This window comes from Bradyrhizobium sp. I1.14.4, from assembly GCF_050435825.1.
In the GTDB taxonomy this organism is placed as follows: domain Bacteria; phylum Pseudomonadota; class Alphaproteobacteria; order Rhizobiales; family Xanthobacteraceae; genus Bradyrhizobium.
Genome location: NZ_JBNDLA010000003.1, coordinates 425,154 through 444,713 on the forward strand (window position 1 = coordinate 425,154; position 19,560 = coordinate 444,713).

Annotated in this window: 18 protein-coding genes; 5 read left to right on the top strand and 13 right to left on the bottom strand. The window is 64.3% G+C overall.

Annotation, left to right across the window (positions count from 1 at the left end; genetic code table 11):
* Positions 1-106: 106 nt before the first annotated feature.
* On the top strand, positions 107-901 hold the full coding sequence (locus ABIB78_RS09125; RefSeq protein WP_429023808.1) for an extracellular solute-binding protein: 795 nt from the start codon (positions 107-109) through the stop codon (positions 899-901).
* 207 nt (positions 902-1,108) lie between these two features.
* Here ABIB78_RS09125 and ABIB78_RS09130 read toward each other — a convergent pair whose 3' ends face one another.
* The 6 genes from ABIB78_RS09130 to ABIB78_RS09155 all read right to left on the bottom strand — a co-directional run bounded on the left by ABIB78_RS09130 (position 1,109) and on the right by ABIB78_RS09155 (position 8,467).
* Entirely contained in the window at positions 1,109-2,845 is a 1,737-nt protein-coding gene (locus ABIB78_RS09130; protein WP_429023810.1) for a protein kinase domain-containing protein, read from the bottom strand.
* Between the two features lie 60 nt (positions 2,846-2,905).
* Positions 2,906-3,724 (bottom strand): formate/nitrite transporter family protein, encoded by an 819-nt coding sequence (locus tag ABIB78_RS09135; RefSeq protein ID WP_429023811.1) that lies wholly within the window; start codon positions 3,722-3,724, stop codon positions 2,906-2,908.
* Positions 3,725-4,172: 448 nt separating this feature from the next.
* On the bottom strand, positions 4,173-4,919 hold the full coding sequence (locus tag ABIB78_RS09140) for a transporter substrate-binding domain-containing protein (RefSeq protein WP_429023813.1): 747 nt from the start codon (positions 4,917-4,919) through the stop codon (positions 4,173-4,175).
* Positions 4,920-5,076: 157 nt separating this feature from the next.
* Positions 5,077-5,502: a DUF4399 domain-containing protein gene (locus ABIB78_RS09145; protein WP_429023815.1), complete on the bottom strand. Its 426-nt coding sequence runs from the start codon at positions 5,500-5,502 to the stop codon at positions 5,077-5,079.
* 37 nt (positions 5,503-5,539) lie between these two features.
* On the bottom strand, positions 5,540-7,072 hold the full coding sequence (locus ABIB78_RS09150; RefSeq protein WP_429023816.1) for an SUMF1/EgtB/PvdO family nonheme iron enzyme: 1,533 nt from the start codon (positions 7,070-7,072) through the stop codon (positions 5,540-5,542).
* Between the two features lie 204 nt (positions 7,073-7,276).
* On the bottom strand, positions 7,277-8,467 hold the full coding sequence (locus ABIB78_RS09155) for an MFS transporter (protein ID WP_429023818.1): 1,191 nt from the start codon (positions 8,465-8,467) through the stop codon (positions 7,277-7,279).
* 90 nt (positions 8,468-8,557) lie between these two features.
* Between ABIB78_RS09155 and ABIB78_RS09160 the strand changes: the two genes are divergently transcribed.
* On the top strand, positions 8,558-9,370 hold the full coding sequence (locus ABIB78_RS09160; protein ID WP_429023820.1) for a helix-turn-helix domain-containing protein: 813 nt from the start codon (positions 8,558-8,560) through the stop codon (positions 9,368-9,370).
* 158 nt (positions 9,371-9,528) lie between these two features.
* Complete coding sequence (locus ABIB78_RS09165; RefSeq protein WP_429023822.1) at positions 9,529-10,893, top strand: malonyl-CoA decarboxylase; 1,365 nt, start codon at positions 9,529-9,531, stop codon at positions 10,891-10,893.
* A 58-nt stretch (positions 10,894-10,951) separates the two neighbouring features.
* On the opposite strand, the gene ABIB78_RS09170 is transcribed toward ABIB78_RS09165, so the two are convergent.
* Positions 10,952-12,013: a hypothetical protein gene (locus ABIB78_RS09170; RefSeq protein WP_429023823.1), complete on the bottom strand. Its 1,062-nt coding sequence runs from the start codon at positions 12,011-12,013 to the stop codon at positions 10,952-10,954.
* 780 nt (positions 12,014-12,793) lie between these two features.
* Here ABIB78_RS09170 and ABIB78_RS09175 point away from each other — a divergent pair.
* Both ABIB78_RS09175 and ABIB78_RS09180 read left to right on the top strand, forming a co-directional pair.
* Positions 12,794-13,561: an outer membrane protein gene (locus tag ABIB78_RS09175; RefSeq protein ID WP_429023825.1), complete on the top strand. Its 768-nt coding sequence runs from the start codon at positions 12,794-12,796 to the stop codon at positions 13,559-13,561.
* Positions 13,562-13,624: 63 nt separating this feature from the next.
* The gene (locus ABIB78_RS09180) at positions 13,625-13,912 is read left to right on the top strand and encodes a hypothetical protein (RefSeq protein ID WP_429023826.1); all 288 of its coding nucleotides are present in this window, start codon (positions 13,625-13,627) and stop codon (positions 13,910-13,912) included.
* Positions 13,913-13,986: 74 nt separating this feature from the next.
* On the opposite strand, the gene ABIB78_RS09185 is transcribed toward ABIB78_RS09180, so the two are convergent.
* The 6 genes from ABIB78_RS09185 to ABIB78_RS09210 form a co-directional block, all read right to left on the bottom strand.
* The gene (locus tag ABIB78_RS09185; protein WP_429023828.1) at positions 13,987-15,156 is read right to left on the bottom strand and encodes a mandelate racemase/muconate lactonizing enzyme family protein; all 1,170 of its coding nucleotides are present in this window, start codon (positions 15,154-15,156) and stop codon (positions 13,987-13,989) included.
* Positions 15,157-15,312: 156 nt separating this feature from the next.
* The gene (locus ABIB78_RS09190; protein ID WP_429023830.1) at positions 15,313-15,573 is read right to left on the bottom strand and encodes a DUF3297 family protein; all 261 of its coding nucleotides are present in this window, start codon (positions 15,571-15,573) and stop codon (positions 15,313-15,315) included.
* The gene (locus ABIB78_RS09195) at positions 15,570-16,046 is read right to left on the bottom strand and encodes a glutathione peroxidase (protein WP_429023832.1); all 477 of its coding nucleotides are present in this window, start codon (positions 16,044-16,046) and stop codon (positions 15,570-15,572) included. The genes ABIB78_RS09190 and ABIB78_RS09195 overlap by 4 nt, the downstream gene beginning before the upstream one ends.
* A gap of 92 nt (positions 16,047-16,138) precedes the next feature.
* Complete coding sequence (locus ABIB78_RS09200; RefSeq protein ID WP_429023834.1) at positions 16,139-17,530, bottom strand: amidase family protein; 1,392 nt, start codon at positions 17,528-17,530, stop codon at positions 16,139-16,141.
* Positions 17,531-17,602: 72 nt separating this feature from the next.
* Complete coding sequence (locus tag ABIB78_RS09205) at positions 17,603-18,169, bottom strand: c-type cytochrome (RefSeq protein ID WP_429023836.1); 567 nt, start codon at positions 18,167-18,169, stop codon at positions 17,603-17,605.
* Between the two features lie 73 nt (positions 18,170-18,242).
* A complete protein-coding gene (locus ABIB78_RS09210) occupies positions 18,243-19,514 on the bottom strand; it encodes a PQQ-dependent sugar dehydrogenase (protein WP_429023838.1) in 1,272 nt (423 codons plus the stop codon).
* Between the last annotated feature and the right edge of the window lie 46 nt (positions 19,515-19,560).

Genomic DNA, 19,560 nt, shown 5'->3' on the forward strand with positions numbered 1-19,560 from the left:
TCTGCGCCGCGCTTGCATGACGGCGAACGGCTGGTCACGCATCCCCTCAGGCGGTAATCTCCCCGCCACGACGACCATTCCCAAGAATCGTCCAGGGAGAAACTCCATGCGCGCGCCTACTGGCTTCCGTGCCCTTACGTTTGCCGTCATCGGCGCCCTCGCCCTCACCTCAGCCGTATCCGCCGCCGAAGTCCATGTGATGATTTCGGGCGGGCTGACGGCGGCCTACAAGGCGCTGGTGCCGGCGTTCGAGCGCAAGACCGGGCACAAGGTGGTGACCGCCTTTGGGCCGTCGATGGGCACCACAACAAATGCCATTCCGGTGCGGCTCGAGCGCGGCGAACCGGCCGACGTGCTGATCATGGTCGGCTATGCGCTGGGTGACCTGATCCAGCAGGGCAAGGTCGTGGCCGGCAGCCGCGTCGACCTCGTGAAGTCGCCGATCGGGATCGCGGTCAAATCAGGCGCGCCGAAGCCGGACATCGGCTCGGCCGACTCGGTCAAGCAGGCGCTGCTGGCGGCGAAATCGATCGCCTATTCCGACAGCGCCAGCGGCGTCTATGTCTCGACCGAGATGTTCCAGAAGCTCGGGATCGCCGACCAGATGAAGGACAAGGCGCGGATGATCCCGGCGACCCCGGTCGCCGAGATCGTCGCCAAGGGCGAGGCCGAAATCGGCCTGCAGCAGATCTCGGAGCTGAAGCCCGTTGCCGGCATCGACATCGTCGGTCCGCTGCCGGAGCCGTTACAGAAGATCACAGTGTTCTCCGCCGGCATCGCGACCGTCTCGAAGGAGCCCGAGGCGGGCAAGGCGTTGATCGGCTTCCTCGCCTCGCCGGACGCGCGCGACGCGCTGGTCAAGAGCGGGCTGGATCCGATTGCGGCCGGCGCGACGCATTAGGTGCAGTCGCCTTGACTCAATTCGGTACTGCCGCGGGGCACGCTTCGCCTCTCCCGCGTGCGGGGGAGGCCGACGCGCTCGAAGAGCGCGGCGGATGGGGGCTTTCTCCACTCGAAGACTCTGACCCGCGGAGACACCCCCACCCGGCCCTCCCCCGCAAGCAGGAGAGGGAGAACAGCTCCCTCGCGAGCGGGTCATGCCCATTCCCTACCGCAAATGATGCGCGCCGAAGGCGAGCAGCACGATGACGACGAGCGCCAGCAGCAGCGTGGTCGACTTCCAGAACAGCACCGGGTTGCGCTCGATCAGCGGGGTCGACGACGTCGTCAGATACTTTGCGTTGGGATTGCGCAGGTCGAACAGGAACTCGGAAAAGCTGTCGTAGCGCTTGAGCGGATTGGCATGCACGGCGCGCTCCAGCGTGCCGTCGACCCAGTTCGGGATCTCGCGGCCGCGATGCGCGGCCGGACGGTAGACCAGCCGGTTGAAGTCGGATCGCGTGCGGGCGCGGGCGATCTGCGCGCCATAAGGCAAGCGGCTGGTCAGCATCTGATAGGTGACGACACCGAGCGAGAACAGGTCGGAGCGCGCCGTGCCGCCCTCGCCCAGGAAATATTCCGGCGCGGTATATTGCTGGGTGCCCAGAATATCCTCGACGCCCGCCGGCGCCGCCTCGGCGACACCAGAGATCCGCGTCGAGCCGAAATCGATGATCTTCACCGTTCCGGTGTTGTCGATCATGATGTTGTCGGGCCGGACGTCCTGGTGCAGCATCTCCTTGCGGTGGAACGCGCGCAACCCTTTTGCAATTTGCTCGGTGATGCCGCGTACTGTCTCCAGCGCGGGCGCCGGATTGTCGATCATCCACTGCGTCAGGGTCTGGCCGTCGATATATTCCATCGTGACGTAGAGGAAATTGCGCTTGCGCTGCGGCAGAAACGGCTTCAGCACATGCGGGCTGTCGATCCGCCGGGCGACCCACTCCTCCATCATGAAGCGCTTCAGATAGGCCGGATCGTCGCGCAGGTCGATCGAGGGGATCTTGATCGTGACGGTGGTGCCGCTCTCCTCGTCGACCGCGAGATAGATGTGGCTGCGGTGTGATGCGTGCAGTTCGCGCAGGATGCGGTAGCCGTCGAACAGCATCCGCGCCTCGAGCAGCGGCGGCAGCGGCAGCTCGGTCGGCTGGCCGAACACCTCACTGGCATCGCCGTTGGGCAATTCGTCGATCCGGATGATCTGCGCGGTGAGATTGTCCGGGCTGCCGTTGTCATAGGCCTGCTCGACGATCGATTTCGCTGAAACGTCGAGGTCGGCGGCGCCGTCCAGGATCGTCTTCGCAAGCTGGCGCGCCGGGACGTGTTCGTAGACCCCGTCGGTCACCAGCAGGAAGGTGTCGCCGCGCTCCAGCGTCAGATTCTGGTAGTCGATCTCGAGCTGCGGGTTCACGCCCAGCGCGCGGCCGAGATAGCTCTGCTGCGAGGAAATCACGACGCGGTGGTCGTTGGTCAACTGCTCGAGGCTGTTGCCCGCGACACGGTAGATCCTGCTGTCGCCGACATGGAACAGATGCGCCGTGGTCGACCTGATGACCAGGGCGCTGAGCGTGCAGACGTACCCCTTGTCCTTGTCGTAGGGGTTCTGGCTGCGCCGCGTCTGCGCGTGCAGCCAGGAATTGGTCGCCTCCAGCACCCGCTGCGCCGAGGTCTTCACCGACCAGGATTCCGAGGTGCAGTAGTAGTCGGTCAGGAAGCTCTTGACCGCGGACTCGGCGGCAATGCGGCTGACGCTGCTCGAGGAGATGCCGTCGGCGAGCACCACGGCGATGCCCTTCAGGCCGAGCAGCGGCTCATCGGGGATCAAGACGCCGTGGAAATCCTGATTGGTGTCCTTGCGGCCCTGATCAGAGAATTGCCCGACCGATATTTTCAGCGCGCGCGGCATCGACCGTCCCAGAGCGAATGGGGCCCTCCGTGACAGGAGAGCCCCATAAGCCGGTCAGGATCAAGCCGCCAGGCGCTGGCGCTTCGGCGCCGTCTTCACATGCGTGGTGTAGAGCGTAAGCCCGGTGAAGGCGAGGCCGCCGGCGAGGTTGCCCAGCACGGTCGGGATTTCGTTCCAGATCATGTAGTCCATGATCGAGAACTTCGCATGCAGCATCAGTCCCGACGGGAACAGGAACATGTTCACCACCGAATGCTCGAACACCATGTAGAAGAACACCAGGATCGGCATCCACATCGCGATGACCTTGCCGGGCACCGTCGTGGAGATCATGGCGCCGACGACGCCTGTGGAGACCATCCAGTTGCAGAGCATGCCACGCATGAACAGGGTGGCCATGCCCGCGGCGCCATGCGCCGCATAGCCCAGCGTACGTCCCTCGCCGATGTTTCCGATAGTCATGCCGACCTTGTCGGGATCCTGCGTGAAGCCGAAGGTCGTCACGAACGCCATCATGAACGCCACCGTGAGCGCGCCGGCGAAATTGCCGATGAAGACAAGGCCCCAGTTTCGCAGGACACCACCGAGCGTGACACCGGGGCGCTTGTCGAGCAGCGCGAGCGGCGAGAGCACGAACACGCCCGTCAGCAGATCGAAGCCCAGCAGATAGAGCATGACGAAGCCAACCGGAAACAACAATGCTCCGACGAGCGGCTGACCGGTGTTGACGTTGATGGTCACGGCGAACCAAGCTGCCAGCGCGAGGATCGCGCCGGCCATGTAGGCGCGGATCACGGTGTCGCGGGTCGACATGAAGACCTTGGATTCGCCGGCGTCGACCATCTTGGTGACGAATTCGGACGGTGCGAGATAGGCCATGCGTAAATTCCCCTTGTGCAATTCGGCCGCGCCGGTTGCCTGCCGGAAGCGACGCGGGTTGGTTGAAATGCTCGTCCGTCCGGGGAAGCTGGGGTTCAACGCGTGCTCGAGACGCCCGCGGGGCGCCTTGATCCCCTTGCTTCGGCCTACACTGGCTTGGGCAATCCGGAGGACGGCAGTCGTCGTTGACTAATGCGATCAAAAGCAATCGACATGCCAACCGGCGCCGCCGGCGCCTCGCTCGAAACACCTTTTAATACAACGACTTAGCTAGTGTGCGCGAGAGCCGGCCGGAGCGATGGCGCGGATTTAATCAGCTTGCACAGATGTCGCCCAGGGGATGCGCGCCTCTCCATCTCCGTCATCCCCACGCCAAGGCTTCGCCTTTGCGCGGGGATGACGGGAACAGGTCAGGATGACGGGGATAGGGTCGATACGCGCCGCTACTTCACTTCGACCCGGTGCGGACCGGCGAACCCTTCAGCCCGTTGTTGTCATAGGCCTTGCGCAGCGTGCCGTTGGCGATCGCATCCGTCATGAACTTCGTGGCGAACGCCGCAGCCAACGGATGGTTGAGCGGCACCGCGACCGCGGTGACCGTCTGCTTGAAGGTCTCGTCCAGCACGCGCGTGCCCGGGATCTTGTTGGCCATCGCATTGAGCTGGTCGCGCGACAATGCGAACGCGTCGATCTCGCCGCTCTTCAATAGATTGAAGATCTCGTCATAGGTCTGATAGCCCGTGACCTTGGCGTGCTTGAGATGCGCGATCGCGCCGCGCATCGTCGTGGTGGCGTTGACGGCAGCGACCTTGACACCGTCCTGGTCCAGCGCGGCGAAATTCGCGATCGTCGAGCCCGGCTTGACGATGTAGGTGGCGTCGGCGACCTCGTAGATCGGCCCGAACGTCATCCTGGCCTCGCGCTCGGGATCCTTGGGCAGGAAGGTGATGTCCCAGCTGTTGTTGGCTGCCGCATCGGTGATCTGGCCCGAATTCTGGTGCACGACATATTCGACGGGAATACCGAGCTGCGCCGCCATCTCGCGGCCGAGATCGACGGGAACGCCGGCATAGCCGGTCTCGGTCCTGGTCGACCAGAACGCGCCGCCCGCCGGGCTGAGCGCGATTGCGACCCGGAGCTTTCCGGTCGGCGCGATCTGATCCTTCAAGGCGTCGGCATCGGCTGATGTGGCCATCGTCATTACTCCAAGAACGAGGCCCGCCAGACGCAGCAGTCGAGACAACATCGGACTTCCTCCACGCCGGATCTTGCTGTCCGGCCGGCGCGCAACAAACCGCACGGCGCGGCCTTGTGCAAGCGCCGGTTCTCGCAAAGGAGCTATCCGTATCGGCCTATCTGACCCGGATGGTGATTTTTTCGGAGACGACCGGTGGGTTGAAGGGATAGTGCTTGGCGTCGCCCAGCACCAGCTGCAAGGTGTGCTTGCCGGGCGCCAGATCGAGCTGCGTTTCGGTCTGGCCGGCACCGAAGTGCAGATGAGACTTGTCCGACGGGATCGGCTCATTCGGATTCAACGGCTCATTCACATCGACCAGAAGATGGTGATGGCCGCTGTTCGGATAGTCGTCGCCGGCATGGGTGACGCCCATGTTGCGCAGCCCAAAACGGCACCAGAACGGGCTCTTCAGAGTCACCCCGCTGTGCGGCCAGAGGAAATACAGCTTGGTGTCTTTTCCTGCCGGCTTGCTCTGCGCGTTGGCCGGGCTCGCGAGCAACGTCAGGGCCGCCGCGAGCATGATCAAGCCTGCACTTTTCATAGCCCCTCCATGAAACCCAGCAACTGCAGATAATCTCTTAGGGAGACAGCGCGACCCGGAAACCGTGGGTCGGGTAGCGAACGTTGGTGTCGTAATTGTCGCGGTTGGCCGGACGAACGTAGCGCGCGTCATTCTTCCAGGAGCCGGAGCGGATGACATGGGAGGCGCAGTCACCGCCGGACCAGACCGCACCGTCGGCCGGCGCGCCCTGGTAGTTCCTGTGCCAGCAATCCTCGACCCACTGATCGACCCCGCCGCCCATGTCGTAGAGGCCGAACGGATTCGGCTTGAGGCTGCCGACCTTGACCGGCTGATCGGCGGCACCGTCGCCGCCACAATCCTTGCAACCGGCGTAGCCCGATTGCATCTGGTCGCCCCACCAGTATTTCGATTGCGTTCCGCCGCGTGCCGCGTATTCCCACTCGGCTTCGCTCGGAAGCCGGTAAGCCTTCTTCGTCCCGTCGGCGAGCCACGTCACATATTGCTTCGCATCGCTCCAGCTTACATTGGTGACCGGCACGTCGTCCTTGCCGCTGGCCGTGAAGCCACAGGCCTTGGCCGCCGCGCAGGCATTCCATTCCCGAACCGTGACCGGATATTTGCCCATGGCGAACGGCTTGACCGTCACCTTGCGGATCGGCCGCTCCGAGGGGTCTTCATTGCTTCCCATCGAGAAGCTGCCACCTTGAAGCGAGACCATTTCGGGCTCTCGCACCGACACGGCGGGACTCGCGGAGGGTACGGCTTGAGGCGACGCTTGCTGCGTCGGTGCGGCACCCGGGATCGGACTTGCAGCCTGGCCTGGAGCCGGGCTCGGTGCCGGCTGCGGAACGGCAGGTGACGCCGCCGGTGACGGAGGCGCCTGCGCCAATTCGGCCGGCTTGCCGCGCGGTTGCGCGAGCATGTACCACAGCACGCCTCCCGCGATGATTGCGATCGCCAATCCGAGCAGCGTGAGCAGGATGGACTCGCGGCGCCTGCGCGTCCTCTGGTAAGCGGCAGCGTCCGGCAGCACGCGATAAACCCGGACCGGATCGGTGATGTTCTTGACCTTGCGATCGCCGAGCGATTCGTATCCGCAGACCATCTTGTGCTTGATCTGCTCGTAGATGCCACCCGAGATGAAAACGTCACCCGGCGCTGCAATCCCTTCCAGGCGCGAGGCGACGTTGACGCCGTCGCCATAGATATCGTCGGGCTCGATGATGATGTCGCCGAGGTTGACGCCGATCCGGTACTCGATCCAGTGATCTCTCGCTATCGCCGCGTTGCGGCCGATCATGTTCTGCTGGATCACGATGCTGCAACGGACCGCCTCGACCGGGCTATCGAACATCGCGATAAAGCCGTCGCCGGTGGTCTTGACCAGCTTGCCATGGTGCTCGGCAATGGTGGGCTCGATGAGATCGCGCTCGATCCGCTTGACGCGGGTATGCGTGCCCTCTTCATCAAGTTGCATCAACCGGCTATAGCCGGCGATATCGCCAGCAACGATCGCTGCGAGCCGCCGCGGCATTGTATTGCCGGGAGGTTGCGGCCGGCCTGACTTGAAGTCGCGAATCTCTCCCATGGCGCTCAGGCTGCTCCACAATTAGGTGCTCGCGGCGCTACCGGCGCCCTCGTCCCCGAGGCCCGGTTAAACCTACCACACCTTCGGGTTGGAACAAAGTTCGCGAAGCGTGACCAAGTCACTGATTGTCGCCTTCGGCCGAGCAGGCCACTTGCCGGGCGGGTCTTGTCTCAACGGCGAACCGGGCGGCAAGTCGCCACTGTGTCAGCCCGCCTGCGTGGCCGGCGTCCGGATCTCGCGCGGCAGGATGATCGCGGCCGCGATCGCCAGCAGGCACAGCGCAGCGAAGGCGCGCAGCATCATGGAGAAGCCGCCCTGGTCGTACAGCCAGGCGACCAGCCCGACGGAAGCGCCCGCTGCGGTGAAGCCGACGAAATAGCGCACCGCATAGGCGCGTGAGCGCCATTCCTCGGTGGTGTACTTGCCGACCATGGCATCATTCACCGTCACCTGGCCGAACGCGCCCATCACGATGCCGATCGAGACCACGATCAGCGGCAGGTTGGACAGGCTCGCCGCGAGATAGAGAAAGGGCGCCAGCATGAACGACAGCGGCAACGCCACCGTCTTCAGCGAATGTTTGTCGAGCAGCTTGCCGATGGTGTACTGCGTCATCGCGCCGAACACGTAGACCCCGGCCGCGATCACGCCGAGCAGCGCCGGGCTCCTGGTCAAATCGGCGAGCCGCTCGGCGAACAGCTTTGGCAGCGCGACGGTCACGGCGTTGAAGGTGGTCGAGATCGCGATCACCACGATCAGGAGCGACAGCACCACGCGCCACATGTCTTGCTTGGCGACGCGCACCTGCGCTGCGGCCTGCCTGGAGCCCTTGCGATCCTCATGCACCACCGTCATCGCAAAGCCGATGCCGATCAGCACGGTGACCGTGCCGGGCACGATGAAGGCCCAGCGCCAGCCGAGATACTGACCGATCACGCCGGTGACCAGCGCCGACGAGGCGACCCCAAGATTGCCCCAGACGCCGTTGATGCCCATCTGGGCACCGAGTTTCTCGGCATAGGACACGATCATGGCGGTGCCGACCGGATGGTAGATCGAGGCGAAGATGCCGATCGCCAGCAACGCGGCGCCGAGCTGCAGCGGCGTCTGCACGAAGCCGACCGAGATCATCGACAGGCCGATGCCGACGAAGAAGATCACCATCATGTGGCGGCGGCTCCAGCGGTCGCCGAGCCAACCCGTGATCAGCGAGCCGGCGCCGAAGGCGATGAAGCCCGGCGTCGCATAAGGCAGGAGTTCCGAATAGGCCATGCCGAGCGCCGGGCCCATGATGATGACGGCGGCGGCGAAAATCAGCATCGCATAGTGATCGATGAAATGGGCGGCGTTGACGAAGCTGATCACCCGGCTCGGACTGTTGCTTGGACCATTCATGGGCAGATCTTTCACCGGCACGTCTCTCACGCGATTCTTCAAATGCTCGAAAAATAGGTTATAGGTGCTTGTCCTGACGGGATGTCGCCAATGACTATCGCTGAACCGCCAATAAGAGCTCTCCACAAGGACCGGCGCGTCACCGGCGACGGCGTGCACATGGTCGCGCGCTCCTACGAGAAGGGCGTCCGCCTCGACCCGCACATGCACCGAGAGGCGCAGCTGGTCTATGCCGCCACCGGCACCATGCAGGTGACGACGCCCAAGGGCCGCTGGCTGGTGCCGCCGGACCGCGCGGTGTGGGTCCCTGCCCTGCTCGCGCATGCGATCGACGTGCTCGCCGATATCGAGATGCGCACGCTGTATTTCGACCAGGCCTGGCTTGCGCGCGAAGCGCGCAGCGACAGTCTCGACCATGAATTCGTGGTGCGCGTCTCGCCGCTGGTGCACCAGGCGATCCTCGCGCTGTTCGACACGTCGTGCGGGCGCGAGCGCACCGACCTCCTGATCAGGCTGGTGATGCTGGAGCTGCACCAGGCCGAAGATCCCGCGACCTTCATCCCGCTGCCGCAGGAGCCGCGCTGCCGCCGCGCCGCCGATATCGTGCTGGCCGATCCGACAAAGGACCACGAGATCGATGCGCTGGCGCGCACGGTCGGCACCTCGGCGCGGACGCTGTCACGCTTGTTCTCGGCGGAGACGCAGCTCTCCTTCAAGAGCTGGTGCCAGCGCGCTCGTATCGCGGCCGCGATCGAACGCCTGTCGACCGGCGCGAATGTTTCTGTCAAGCAGGTCGCCTCCGACCTCGGCTATGCCAGCGTGCCGGCATTTTCCCACGCGTTCCGCCAGGTCACCGGCAAGACACCGACCGCATTCGCGGAGAAAACGTGCGAGAAAACGTGAACAGGATTTGTCACCGGGCGCAGCGATGACGAATTATACCGTTGTGGCGCTGCGACATATTTCCGTACGATCCATGCGCTTGATTGCAGTCCTCCCGACCTTAAATCCCGTGTAAGGTCCGTCTTCACTGGATACGACCTGCTGGATACGACCCGCACATGGCCAACGCCTTCTTCTCCGATCTGCTCTCGACGATTTCCGAACGTGGCCGCGTCCTGCTCGGCCGGGCCAGCCCGGCCAACGACAAGCAGGACGCTTCCGAACTTCTGGAACTGTGCGAGGCGCTGTTGTCCGGCCGCGGCGAGGCTTCAGGCACCGCCATGGCGCGCGAAGTGCTCGACCGCTACCACCACCTCGATGCCGCCGGCCGCCTGTCGTTCTTCCAGACGTTGGCCCGCGATTTCGGACCCGATCACGCCAAGCTGGCGCAGGCGATCGAGAGCTGGCGCGCCAAGGTGAATGACAACACCAATGGCGACGACGCCAGCGACCTGCATTTCGCCTCCGAGCCGCGCCGCCAGGAATTGATTCGCCGGCTCAATCGCGCGCCGGGCGGCACCGGCGAGCTGGTGTCGATACGCTCGGATTTGCTTTCATTGATGAAGGGCAACAAGGACCTCGCCGCGCTCGATCGCGATGTGGTGCATCTGCTCTCGTCCTGGTTCAACAGGGGATTTCTCGTGCTGCGCAGGATAGACTGGTCGTCGCCGGCCAATATTCTGGAGAAGATCATCCGCTACGAGGCCGTGCATGAGATCCGCGACTGGGACGATCTGCGCCGCCGCATCGATCCGGTGGATCGCCGCTGCTACGCGTTCTTCCACCCGGCGCTGGCCGACGAGCCGCTGATCTTCGTCGAGGTCGCGCTCACCGAGGCCATCCCGGGCGCGATCGCGCCGCTGCTTGCGGAAGAGCGCGAGCCGGTGCTGGTCGAGCGGGCCCGCACCGCGGTGTTCTATTCGATCTCCAACACCCAGCGCGGCCTTGGCGGCATCTCGTTCGGCAGCTTCCTGATCAAGCAGGTGGTCGAGGAGCTGCGCCGCGAATTGCCGAAGCTCGACAACTTCGTGACGCTGTCGCCGGTGCCGGGCTTCATGCAGTGGGTGAAGCAGGCCGATGACGTGCCGCTCACCGAGGAAGACCGCCAGCTCCTGGAAAGCCTCGGCAAGCCCGACTGGTTCGAGAACGCCGAGCTGGCCACGCAGCTCCGCGCCGTGCTGGAGCCGCTCGCCGCCTACTACTTCCTGAAGGCGCGCACGCCGAAGGGACGGCTGATCGATTCCGTCGCGCGCTTCCATCTCGGCAACGGTGCGCGGCTGGAGCGGATCAACTGGCTCGGCGACCTCTCGCCCAAGGGCCTGCGGGAATCCGCCGGCGTGATGGTCAACTACCTCTACCGCCTCGACGACATCGAGAAGAACCACGAGGCCTATGCCAACAATGGCGAGGTGATCGCCTCGAGCGCGGTGAAGAAGCTCCTGAAGGGCGACGGCCGGCGGCTGCTGGATATGCGGCTGTCGTAAGGAGCCGCTCTTGCGATCTCGTCATGCCCGGCGTTGACCCGGGCATTCACGTCTTTGGTCACGCAGTCGCGTACCGCGGCCGCAGCCCCGCCGGCAGATGCGCATCGAGCCAGGCAGCGATCACGCGCTCGTTGCGATGGTAGAGCAGGCCCACAGCGATCACGGCAATGCCGATCAGCGACAGCGAGAACGGAAACCACAGCGAGTCCTTGAAGACGACGTCGGCGAGATGGCCGAGATAGAGGCAGATGCCGAACGCGCCGAACACCGCATAGGCGCGCCGCATCAGAATCACGGCGATCGCGGTCAGGCCGATATTGAGCAGGCAATAGATCGCCTTCCCCAATTCAGTGGAGCTTTCGGACGCGGTGATCCCACCCCAGAACGCCATCAGGCCGAACAGATGCAGCCAGAACGCATAGTCGCCGTTGCGGCTGCGATAGTCCACGATCCACGCCACCGCGAGAACGGCCAATCCGAACCAGACCGATACCCGCCGGCGCATCTCGAAATCGGCATGATCCATGCCGCCGAACCACGGCGCCAGATCCATCGACATGAACCACAGCGCGACCGAGATGATCGCGACGATGAAGGCAAAGCGAAAGTAGCGCAGCGCAACGACGCCGGCGGCGACCGTCGCGATCTCCATGAAGATCCAGCTGCCCTTCACCCAGACGTAGAAATCATGCACGGTTCCGGGCTTGCCGAACTTGCCCCACCAGCCAAGCTCGTCCTGGATGCCATAGACCGCAAGCGGCGCCATCGAGACCGCGATCGCAATCAGCAAGCCGCCGGGAACCCGCAGATTCTTGCCGTACCAGAGGCGGTGACCGGCCACAGCGAAAGCGGTGGCGTAGGCGATTGCGCAGGCCGTAAGCGCCCGGCCGCCCATCTGGGTGAACGCCAGGGTCGAGAACAACCCCATGGCGCCGATCACAATGAGCGCGCCGGCGTACCAGAGCACGTGCGCGGCATCGAATTTTGCGGCCGGGCTTGCGTCACTCGCCGAGCCCTGCCCTGCGCTGCTCGCGAGGAAGGCGAGCAACCGCTCCAGATCAGGCGCACTGATCACCCCGGCATCCGCGGCTTCCCGGAGATCCTTCGCTGAATATGGCATGCGGCTACCTCACTGCCGGTTCCGCGCCTTCCGGGTATTCTGGAAAGGCGCCTCTTTCCATGAGTATAGGGAAATATGAGCAACGTTCAAGAAATTCGTTGAGCGACGCTCACAATGTTGTTAGCGGAACCGCCAATTCGTCATGCCGATCCCCGTCCGGGCATGGGATCCGCCCAACGCGGCGATCGAGGCGCTGACCAATTAGCCCATATGGGCGGCGCGGACCGGCCGGTTGCAAGGACGTGCGACGGCGCGCACGGCAGGAATGGCCCAGCCGGCTCGGCGAGCTCCCGCTGAACGGTCCGCGCGAGCCTGCCGGCATCAATTGCCTCTATCGCCCCGACGACATCGAGCGGCGCCACGACGGCCGTCCCAACAATGGCGACATGGTCGCCGCGCGTGCGGCGAACAAGTTGCTCAAGGGTGAAGGCGGACGGCTGCGCGACATGCGACTCGGGCAAACGCGACTCGAGCAAACGCGAACACCTTTCTCCGTCCGTCCTCATGTCCGAAGCTTGTCTCGAACATTTTCGTTTGCTGCCAGCGAGGGCCGTCCGGCTCGCCAAGGTCAATGCCGCCAGCGACGCGCGCAAGATTTCTGATGGATTCGCAAACGTCGCCGTCGAATCCTGACATCGTCCTGACAGCGCGAGCCCGCGCGACGAGAAACAGTTCTACAATTCGACATTCATCGAGCTTGCGACAATTTCACGATACATCGGCAGCGCTTTCCGTATGCTCGTTGGCGGGGTTGGTCGTGAAATCGCATGGGGACTAATCATGAAGAGAATTCTGCTCAGCGTCGCTGGCTTCGCGGCAATCAGCGCGCCGGCCTTTGCAGCCGATCTCGCTCCGCGCACATATGTACCCACGAAGGCGCCACCGATGATCTCGCCTGCCTACGATTGGAGTGGCTTCTATGTCGGCATCAACGGTGGCGGCGGATGGGATAGGAATTGCTGGAACAACACCAGTCTCTTTGGCACGTCTGTGAGCCCAAGCGTCGGCGAAGGTTGCGCCAGCAACTCGGGCGGCACGGTCGGCGGTCAGATCGGCTATCGCTGGCAGTCCGCATCGTGGGTATTCGGCGTCGAAGCGCAAGGCAACTGGGCCGACCTCTCCGGATCCAACCAGAGCCTCGTATTTCCGAACATCACGAACCAGAGCAGGGTCGACGGATTCGGACTGTTCACCGGTCAGATCGGCTATGCCTGGAATAATGCCCTGCTCTATGTGAAGGGCGGTGCGGCCGTCACCGACGATCAATATTCCGGCTGGTCAAACGCAACGGGCATCGAACTGGGCTCGGCCAGCGACACCCGCTGGGGCGGCGCCGTCGGCGTCGGCTTCGAATATGGCTTTGCGCCGAACTGGTCGCTGGCCGTCGAGTACGACCATCTCTTCATGGGGACCGACAATAACACATTCATCGGCGTTGCTCCCGCCAACCTCGGCGTCAACACGCGCAACGAAGATATCAGCCAGGATATCGACCTCGTTACTGCCCGCATCAACTACCGCTTCGGCGCTCCCGGCATTGGGTACTAGAGCATGATCCGCAAGAGAGGCTGCGAGAGAGACTGCGAGGGAGACTGCGAGGGAGACTCGCACATGAAAATGGTACGCCAAGCGATTCTCGTTTCGTTTGCCGTCGCTTCGATCGGGATGCTTGCTTCCAATGCGGCCTGGGCGCGCGGCGGCGGATTCCATGGCGGCTTTGGCCGCGGCGGCTTTTATCGCGGATATGGCTGGGGCATCGGACCCGGCTTCTTCGCGCCCGGCTACTACTACGGCTATCCAGCCTACGGTTATCCCTACTATGGCGGCTGCTATCTGGTCCGGCGCCGGGTGCATACAGCCCGCGGCTGGCGCTACCGCACCGTGCGGGTCTGCGATTGAAGCGGCGGTCATGGCGAGGATGGCAAAGCCTCGCCTCGTCTTTGCGGGGAACGTAGCGGCGACGACTGCGCTCCCTACTCCGCCAGCGCCTTCATCTCCTTGTAGAGATCCGACTTGCCCTCGAAGCCGATGCCGGGAAGGTCGGGCATCACGATGTGACCGTTCTCGACGCGCACGCCGTCGGGGAAGCCGCCATAGGGCTGGAACAGGTCGGGGTAGCTTTCATTGCCGCCGAGGCCGAGACCGGCGGCGATGTTGAGCGACATCTGGTGGCCGCCATGCGGAATGCAGCGGCTCGGCGACCAGCCGTGGGTCTTCAGCACCTCGAGTGTGCGTTGATACTCGCAGAGCCCGTAGGACAGCGCGCAATCGAATTGCAGCCAGTCGCGATCCGGCCGCATGCCGCCGTAGCGGATCAAATTCCGCGCGTCCTGGTGGCTGAACAGGTTTTCGCCGGTCGCCATCGGGCCGGGATAGAACTCGGCCAGCGCCGCCTGCACCGCGTAATCGAGGGGATCGCCGGCCTCCTCGTACCAGAACAGCGGATACTCCCGCAGCATCTTGGCGTAGGCGATCGCGGTCTCCAGATCGAAGCGGCCATTGGCATCGACCGCAAGCTGCGCGTCGCTGCCGATTTCCTTCAGCACCGCCTCGATGCGCTCGCGGTCCTCGGCCGGCGGCGCGCCGCCGATCTTCATCTTCACGACGTTGTAGCCGCGATCGAGATAGCCGCGCATTTCCTTGCGCAGCGCGCCGAGGTCCTTGCCCGGATAGTAATAGCCGCCGGCGGCATAGACGAAGACACGCGGATCGGCGCTCACGCCATGGCGCTCGGCAAGCAGCCGGAACAGCGGCTTGCCGGCGATCTTCGCCGCCGCGTCCCACACCGCCATGTCGATGGTGCCGACCGCGACCGAGCGCTCGCCATGGCCGCCCGGCTTCTCGTTCGACATCAGCGTCGACCAGACCTTGTCCGGATCGAGATTGTCGCCGGTGGCATCGAGCAGCGATTTCGGATCGGCTTCCAGCAGGCGCCGCGCAAAGCGCTCGCGGATCAGGCCGCCCTGCCCGTAACGGCCGTTGGAATTGAAGCCGTAGCCGACCACCCGCCTGCCGTCGCGCTCCACATCGGTGACCACGGCGACCAGGCTCGAAGTCATCTTGCTGAAGTCGATATAGGCGTTGCGGATCGGCGAGGAGATCGGTTTTGTAACCTCGCGGACGTCGACGATGCGGACGGACATGGTGCTCAATCCTTTGACGCGTGTGCTTAACTTCCCGTCATGCCCGGGCTTGTCCCGGGCATCCACGTCTTTCCTTCACTGGCGCCCCAAGACGTGGATGGCCGGGACAAGCCCCGCCATGACGGCTCCATGAAGTGTTTCTGTACGTCGCCTTGATCAGGACTTCGCCTTATCCTTGAAATACGGCTCGACCGGTCCGTGCACCTTGATGGTCAGCGGATTGCCGTAACGGTCCTTGGCGTTGCCGGCGGTGACCCGCACCCAGCCTTCGCTGATGCAGTACTCCTCGACATTGGTCTTCTCGGCACCTTTGAATCGGATGCCGACATCACGCGAAAGAATCTCCGCGTTGTAATACGGGCTGTTCGGATCGACCGAGAGGCGGTCGGGAAACTGGTCGTTGGTGTCGTCGCTCATAGCAGCGCCTCGATTTCCTTCTTCAATCCTTCGGGCCGGGCGGTCGGCGCATGCCGCGCCACGACCTTGCCGGCCCGATCGACCAGGAACTTGGTGAAGTTCCATTTGATCGCCGGCCCGAGCAGGCCCGACTTCTCTCGTTTCAGGTGTTCGTACAATGGATGCGCACCGCCGCCATTGACGTCGATCTTGGCGAACATCGGAAACGTCACGGCGTAGTTGGTCTCGCAGAACGCGGCGATCTGCCTGGCATCGCCCGGCTCCTGCGCGCCGAACTGGTTGCAGGGAAAACCCAGCACGGCAAAGCCGCGCGCCGACAGTCCGGCATGCAGCTCCTGCAGGCCCTTGTATTGCGGCGTGAACCCGCAGGCGCTCGCCGTGTTCACGATTAGCAGCACCTGCCCCTCGAACCGTTGCAGGGGCACCTCGTCGCCTGTGAGCGACTTGGCGGAAAAATCGTAGACGGTTGCCATCACTCTCTCGTTGTTGCGCGCATGATCTCCGCGCAAACGCGTTCGGCGTTTGTCGCGAGGGAAAACCGGTATCCACTTTTCCGGATCATGCGCTAGCTCACCGGATCGATCGGCGACGACGGCATGCCGCCGGCTTCCACCGCCTCGCCCGCGGCAAGGCAGAGGTCCTCGCGGTAGCGGCCGGCCACCAGTTGCACGCCGACCGGAATCCGTCCGACAAGGCCAGTGGAGACGACAAGCCCCGGAAGACCCATGAAAGGGATCGCGATCTGCGGCAGCTGCGCGTGCCACACCCGCGCGAACGAGGCCTCGTCCTTGCGGTCGAGATGATCGGGGAACGGCAGCTCGCCGGAGACCGGCATCAGCAGAACCGGGTATTTATCGAGGAAGGCGAACCATTCGCGCGTCAGTGTCGCGCGGCGGGTCAGCGCCTGCGACAGGTCGAATGGATGCACCTTGGCGCGGACGCCGCGCAGGCAGGCCAGCGCGCCGGGATCGCCCTCGCGTTCGGCGAAGGCGAGCTGCGCCTCGTAGCCGTCGCCGAGCCAGAGCCGGGTCTGGATCTCGGCCGCCTCGCGCAGGGACGGCGTGTCGGCGATCTCCTCGACGATCCAGCCCGCCTTCTGCAATCTCTTGCCGGCATCGACCACCGCAGCGACCACTTCCGGCACCGGATTGAGGCCATCGGGATTGAGGCACATCGCGACGCGTTTCTCGCGCGGCGGTCCCTCGAGCGGCACCGGCGCGTACCAGGGATCGCGATGGTCCGGCGCCGACATTACAGCGAGCGAGATGCGCAGGTCGTTGACAGTCCGCGCCAGCGGGCCCGACACCGCGCTGATCTGCGGGCCGATCGGGCGTTCCGGCAACGCTGCGTTGAACGCGGGAATGCGCCCCATGCTCGGCCGCAGGCCGTGCACGCCGCAGGCATAGGCCGGATAGCGGATCGAGCCGGCGATATCGGTGCCGTGCGCGATGTGGCCGATGCCGGCCGCGACCGCGGAGCCCGCGCCGCCCGACGAGCCGCCCGGCGTGATGCCGGGATCGCGCGGGTTCTTGGTATCGCCATGGATCAGATTGGTGGTGAACCAGCGATAGGAGACCGCGGGACAGTTGGTGCGGCCGAGCAGCACCGCGCCGGCCTTGCGCAGATTGGCGACCACGGGATTGTCGACCTTGGCGATCAGCTCGCGCTGCGCCTTCAGCCCGTTGGTGGTGGCGTAGCCTTCCTGGTCGACATTGACCTTGATCGTGATTGGCACGCCGGCAAGTGGCCCGACCACCTCACCGCGCGCAATTGCCGCATCGATCGAGGCGGCCTGCGCCAGCACGTCGTCCGGCCGGTGATCGACCACCGCATTGATCTTCGGGTTGACGGCGTCGAGCCGGGCGAGCCCGGCCTCCGCCGCCTCCTTCGCCGACACCTTCTTCGATTTGATGAGGCCGGCGAGCTCGGTTGCCGACAGGCGCCAAAGATCCTGCATGAGATACTCCGTGTGACGCAGGCGTTTTAGCGCCGTGCGGAGAACAAGGCCAGCGGCCCGCCGCCTGATGTTTCAGCGGACATGCGCGATGTAATAGGCAAGGTCGCCGATCTGCTCCTTGGCGACCGTCTGCATCACGTCCGCCATGGTGGCGTCGTAGCCGTGGCGGCTGTTGTCCTTGTACTCGGCCAGCGTCTTGGCGAGGTAGTCCTCGCGCTGGTTGGCGATGCGGGGGACGTTGTCCTTGCCCGAGAAATCGGTGTTGTGGCAGCTGTTGCAGCGGTTCTGCTGCGCCAGCGCCTCGCCGCGCGCCATCCGCGCCGGATCGCCGGCGTCGGCAGGCGGCGCGGGCTTCGGCAAGGTGGCGATGAAATCCGAGAAGGCGCGCAAATCGTCGTCGGTCATCGACTTTGCCATCTCGTTCATCGGGTCGAACACCCGCAGCTTCTCGCGAAACATGAAGAGCTGGATCAGCGCATAGGGCGCCTGCTGGCCGCCGAGCGAAGGGGTGTTTTCGGTTTCCGAGGTGCCACGTTCGCCATGGCAGGCAAAGCACGGCGCGGCGCGCTCCTGGATGGTCTCGGCATTTGCGGAGAAGCTGAGAGCGGCCAGCGCCGTGGCGATCGCGAGCTTACGCATCGGTCCATCCTTGCATGCAGTTCAAAAAGAAAATCGGGGGCAGCGGATGCTGCCCCCGATCGCTGGCTTCAACTTACTGATTGGCGACCTTCGGCTTGCCGTAGCTGACGCGATAGACGGCACCGTTCCAGTCGTCGGAAACGAGCAGCGAGCCGTCCTTCAGCAGCATCACGTCGACCGGGCGGCCGACATACTTGTTGTCCTCGAGGAAGCCGGTCAGGAACGGCTCGATCGACTTCACGGTGCCGTCCTTGTTCAGCCTGACGGCAACGACGTCGCCGCCCTGCTTCTGCGACTTGTTCCAGGAGCCGTGACGCGCGACGAAGATCACGTTCTTGTAGGTCTTCGGGAACTGGCTTCCGGTGTAGAAGCGCATGCCGAGCGAGGCGGTATGCGGGCCCATCAGGCCGACCGGCGCGGTGTAGTCCTTGCAATTCTTGCCCCAGCCGAGCTCCTGATCGATGATGTTGCCCTGGTAGCAGAACGGCGCGCCGAAATCCTCGCCCGCCTTGGTGACGCGGTTGAGCTCGTCTTCCGGCACCGTCTCCGACAGCCAGTCGCGGCCATTGTCGGTGAAGTACATCTGCTTGGTCTCGGGATTCCAGTCGAAGCCGACCGTGTTGCGCACGCCGAGCGCGTAGACCTCGGCTCCGGAGCCGTCGAGATTCATGCGGCGGATCTGGCCATGATCGGCGTCGTGCAGCACGTTGTTGCCGGGCTGGCCGACCGGGACATAGAGCTTGTTGTCGGGACCGATGGCGATGAACTTCCAGCCATGCGCCTCGTCCTTCGGCAGCTTGTCGTAGATGACGGTCGGCTTCGGCGGATTGTCGAGATTGTCCTCGATCTTGTCGATCTTGGAGACCTTCGACAGCTCGGCGATGTAGAGCGTGCCGTCCTTGAAGGCGACGCCGTTCGGGCGATAGAGGCCGGAGGCGATCACCTTGACCGAGCGCTTGCCGTCCTTGTTGACGATCGCATAGACCTTGTCGACGAGCCGGCTGCCGACGAACACGGTGCCCTTGTCGCCGAGCGCCAGCGAGCGCGCATTGGCCATGCCGGCGGCATAGACCTCGACATTGAAGCCGGCCGGTACCTTGAGCTTGGCGAGCGGCAGCTTGTCGGGTGCGGCCGGCAGCGGCGGAGGCGCCACCGGCGCGAGCTTGGCGGCGGCTTCATTGTCCGGGCGCCCGAGCAAGGGCGAGCCCGGCGGCAGCGGCTGGGCGGCCGGGGCGGCACCTGTCGCCGGCGCGGCCGGCTGCTGCGCCGCAGCAGAGAGCGTCAACGCTCCCAGCATGGCCCCCGCGAGCAGCAGGCTGCGCGGTGCGAACGAGTTTTTTTTCATGATGATCTCCCCTGGGTGGAAGCCGTTGTTCATTGCGCCATTAAGG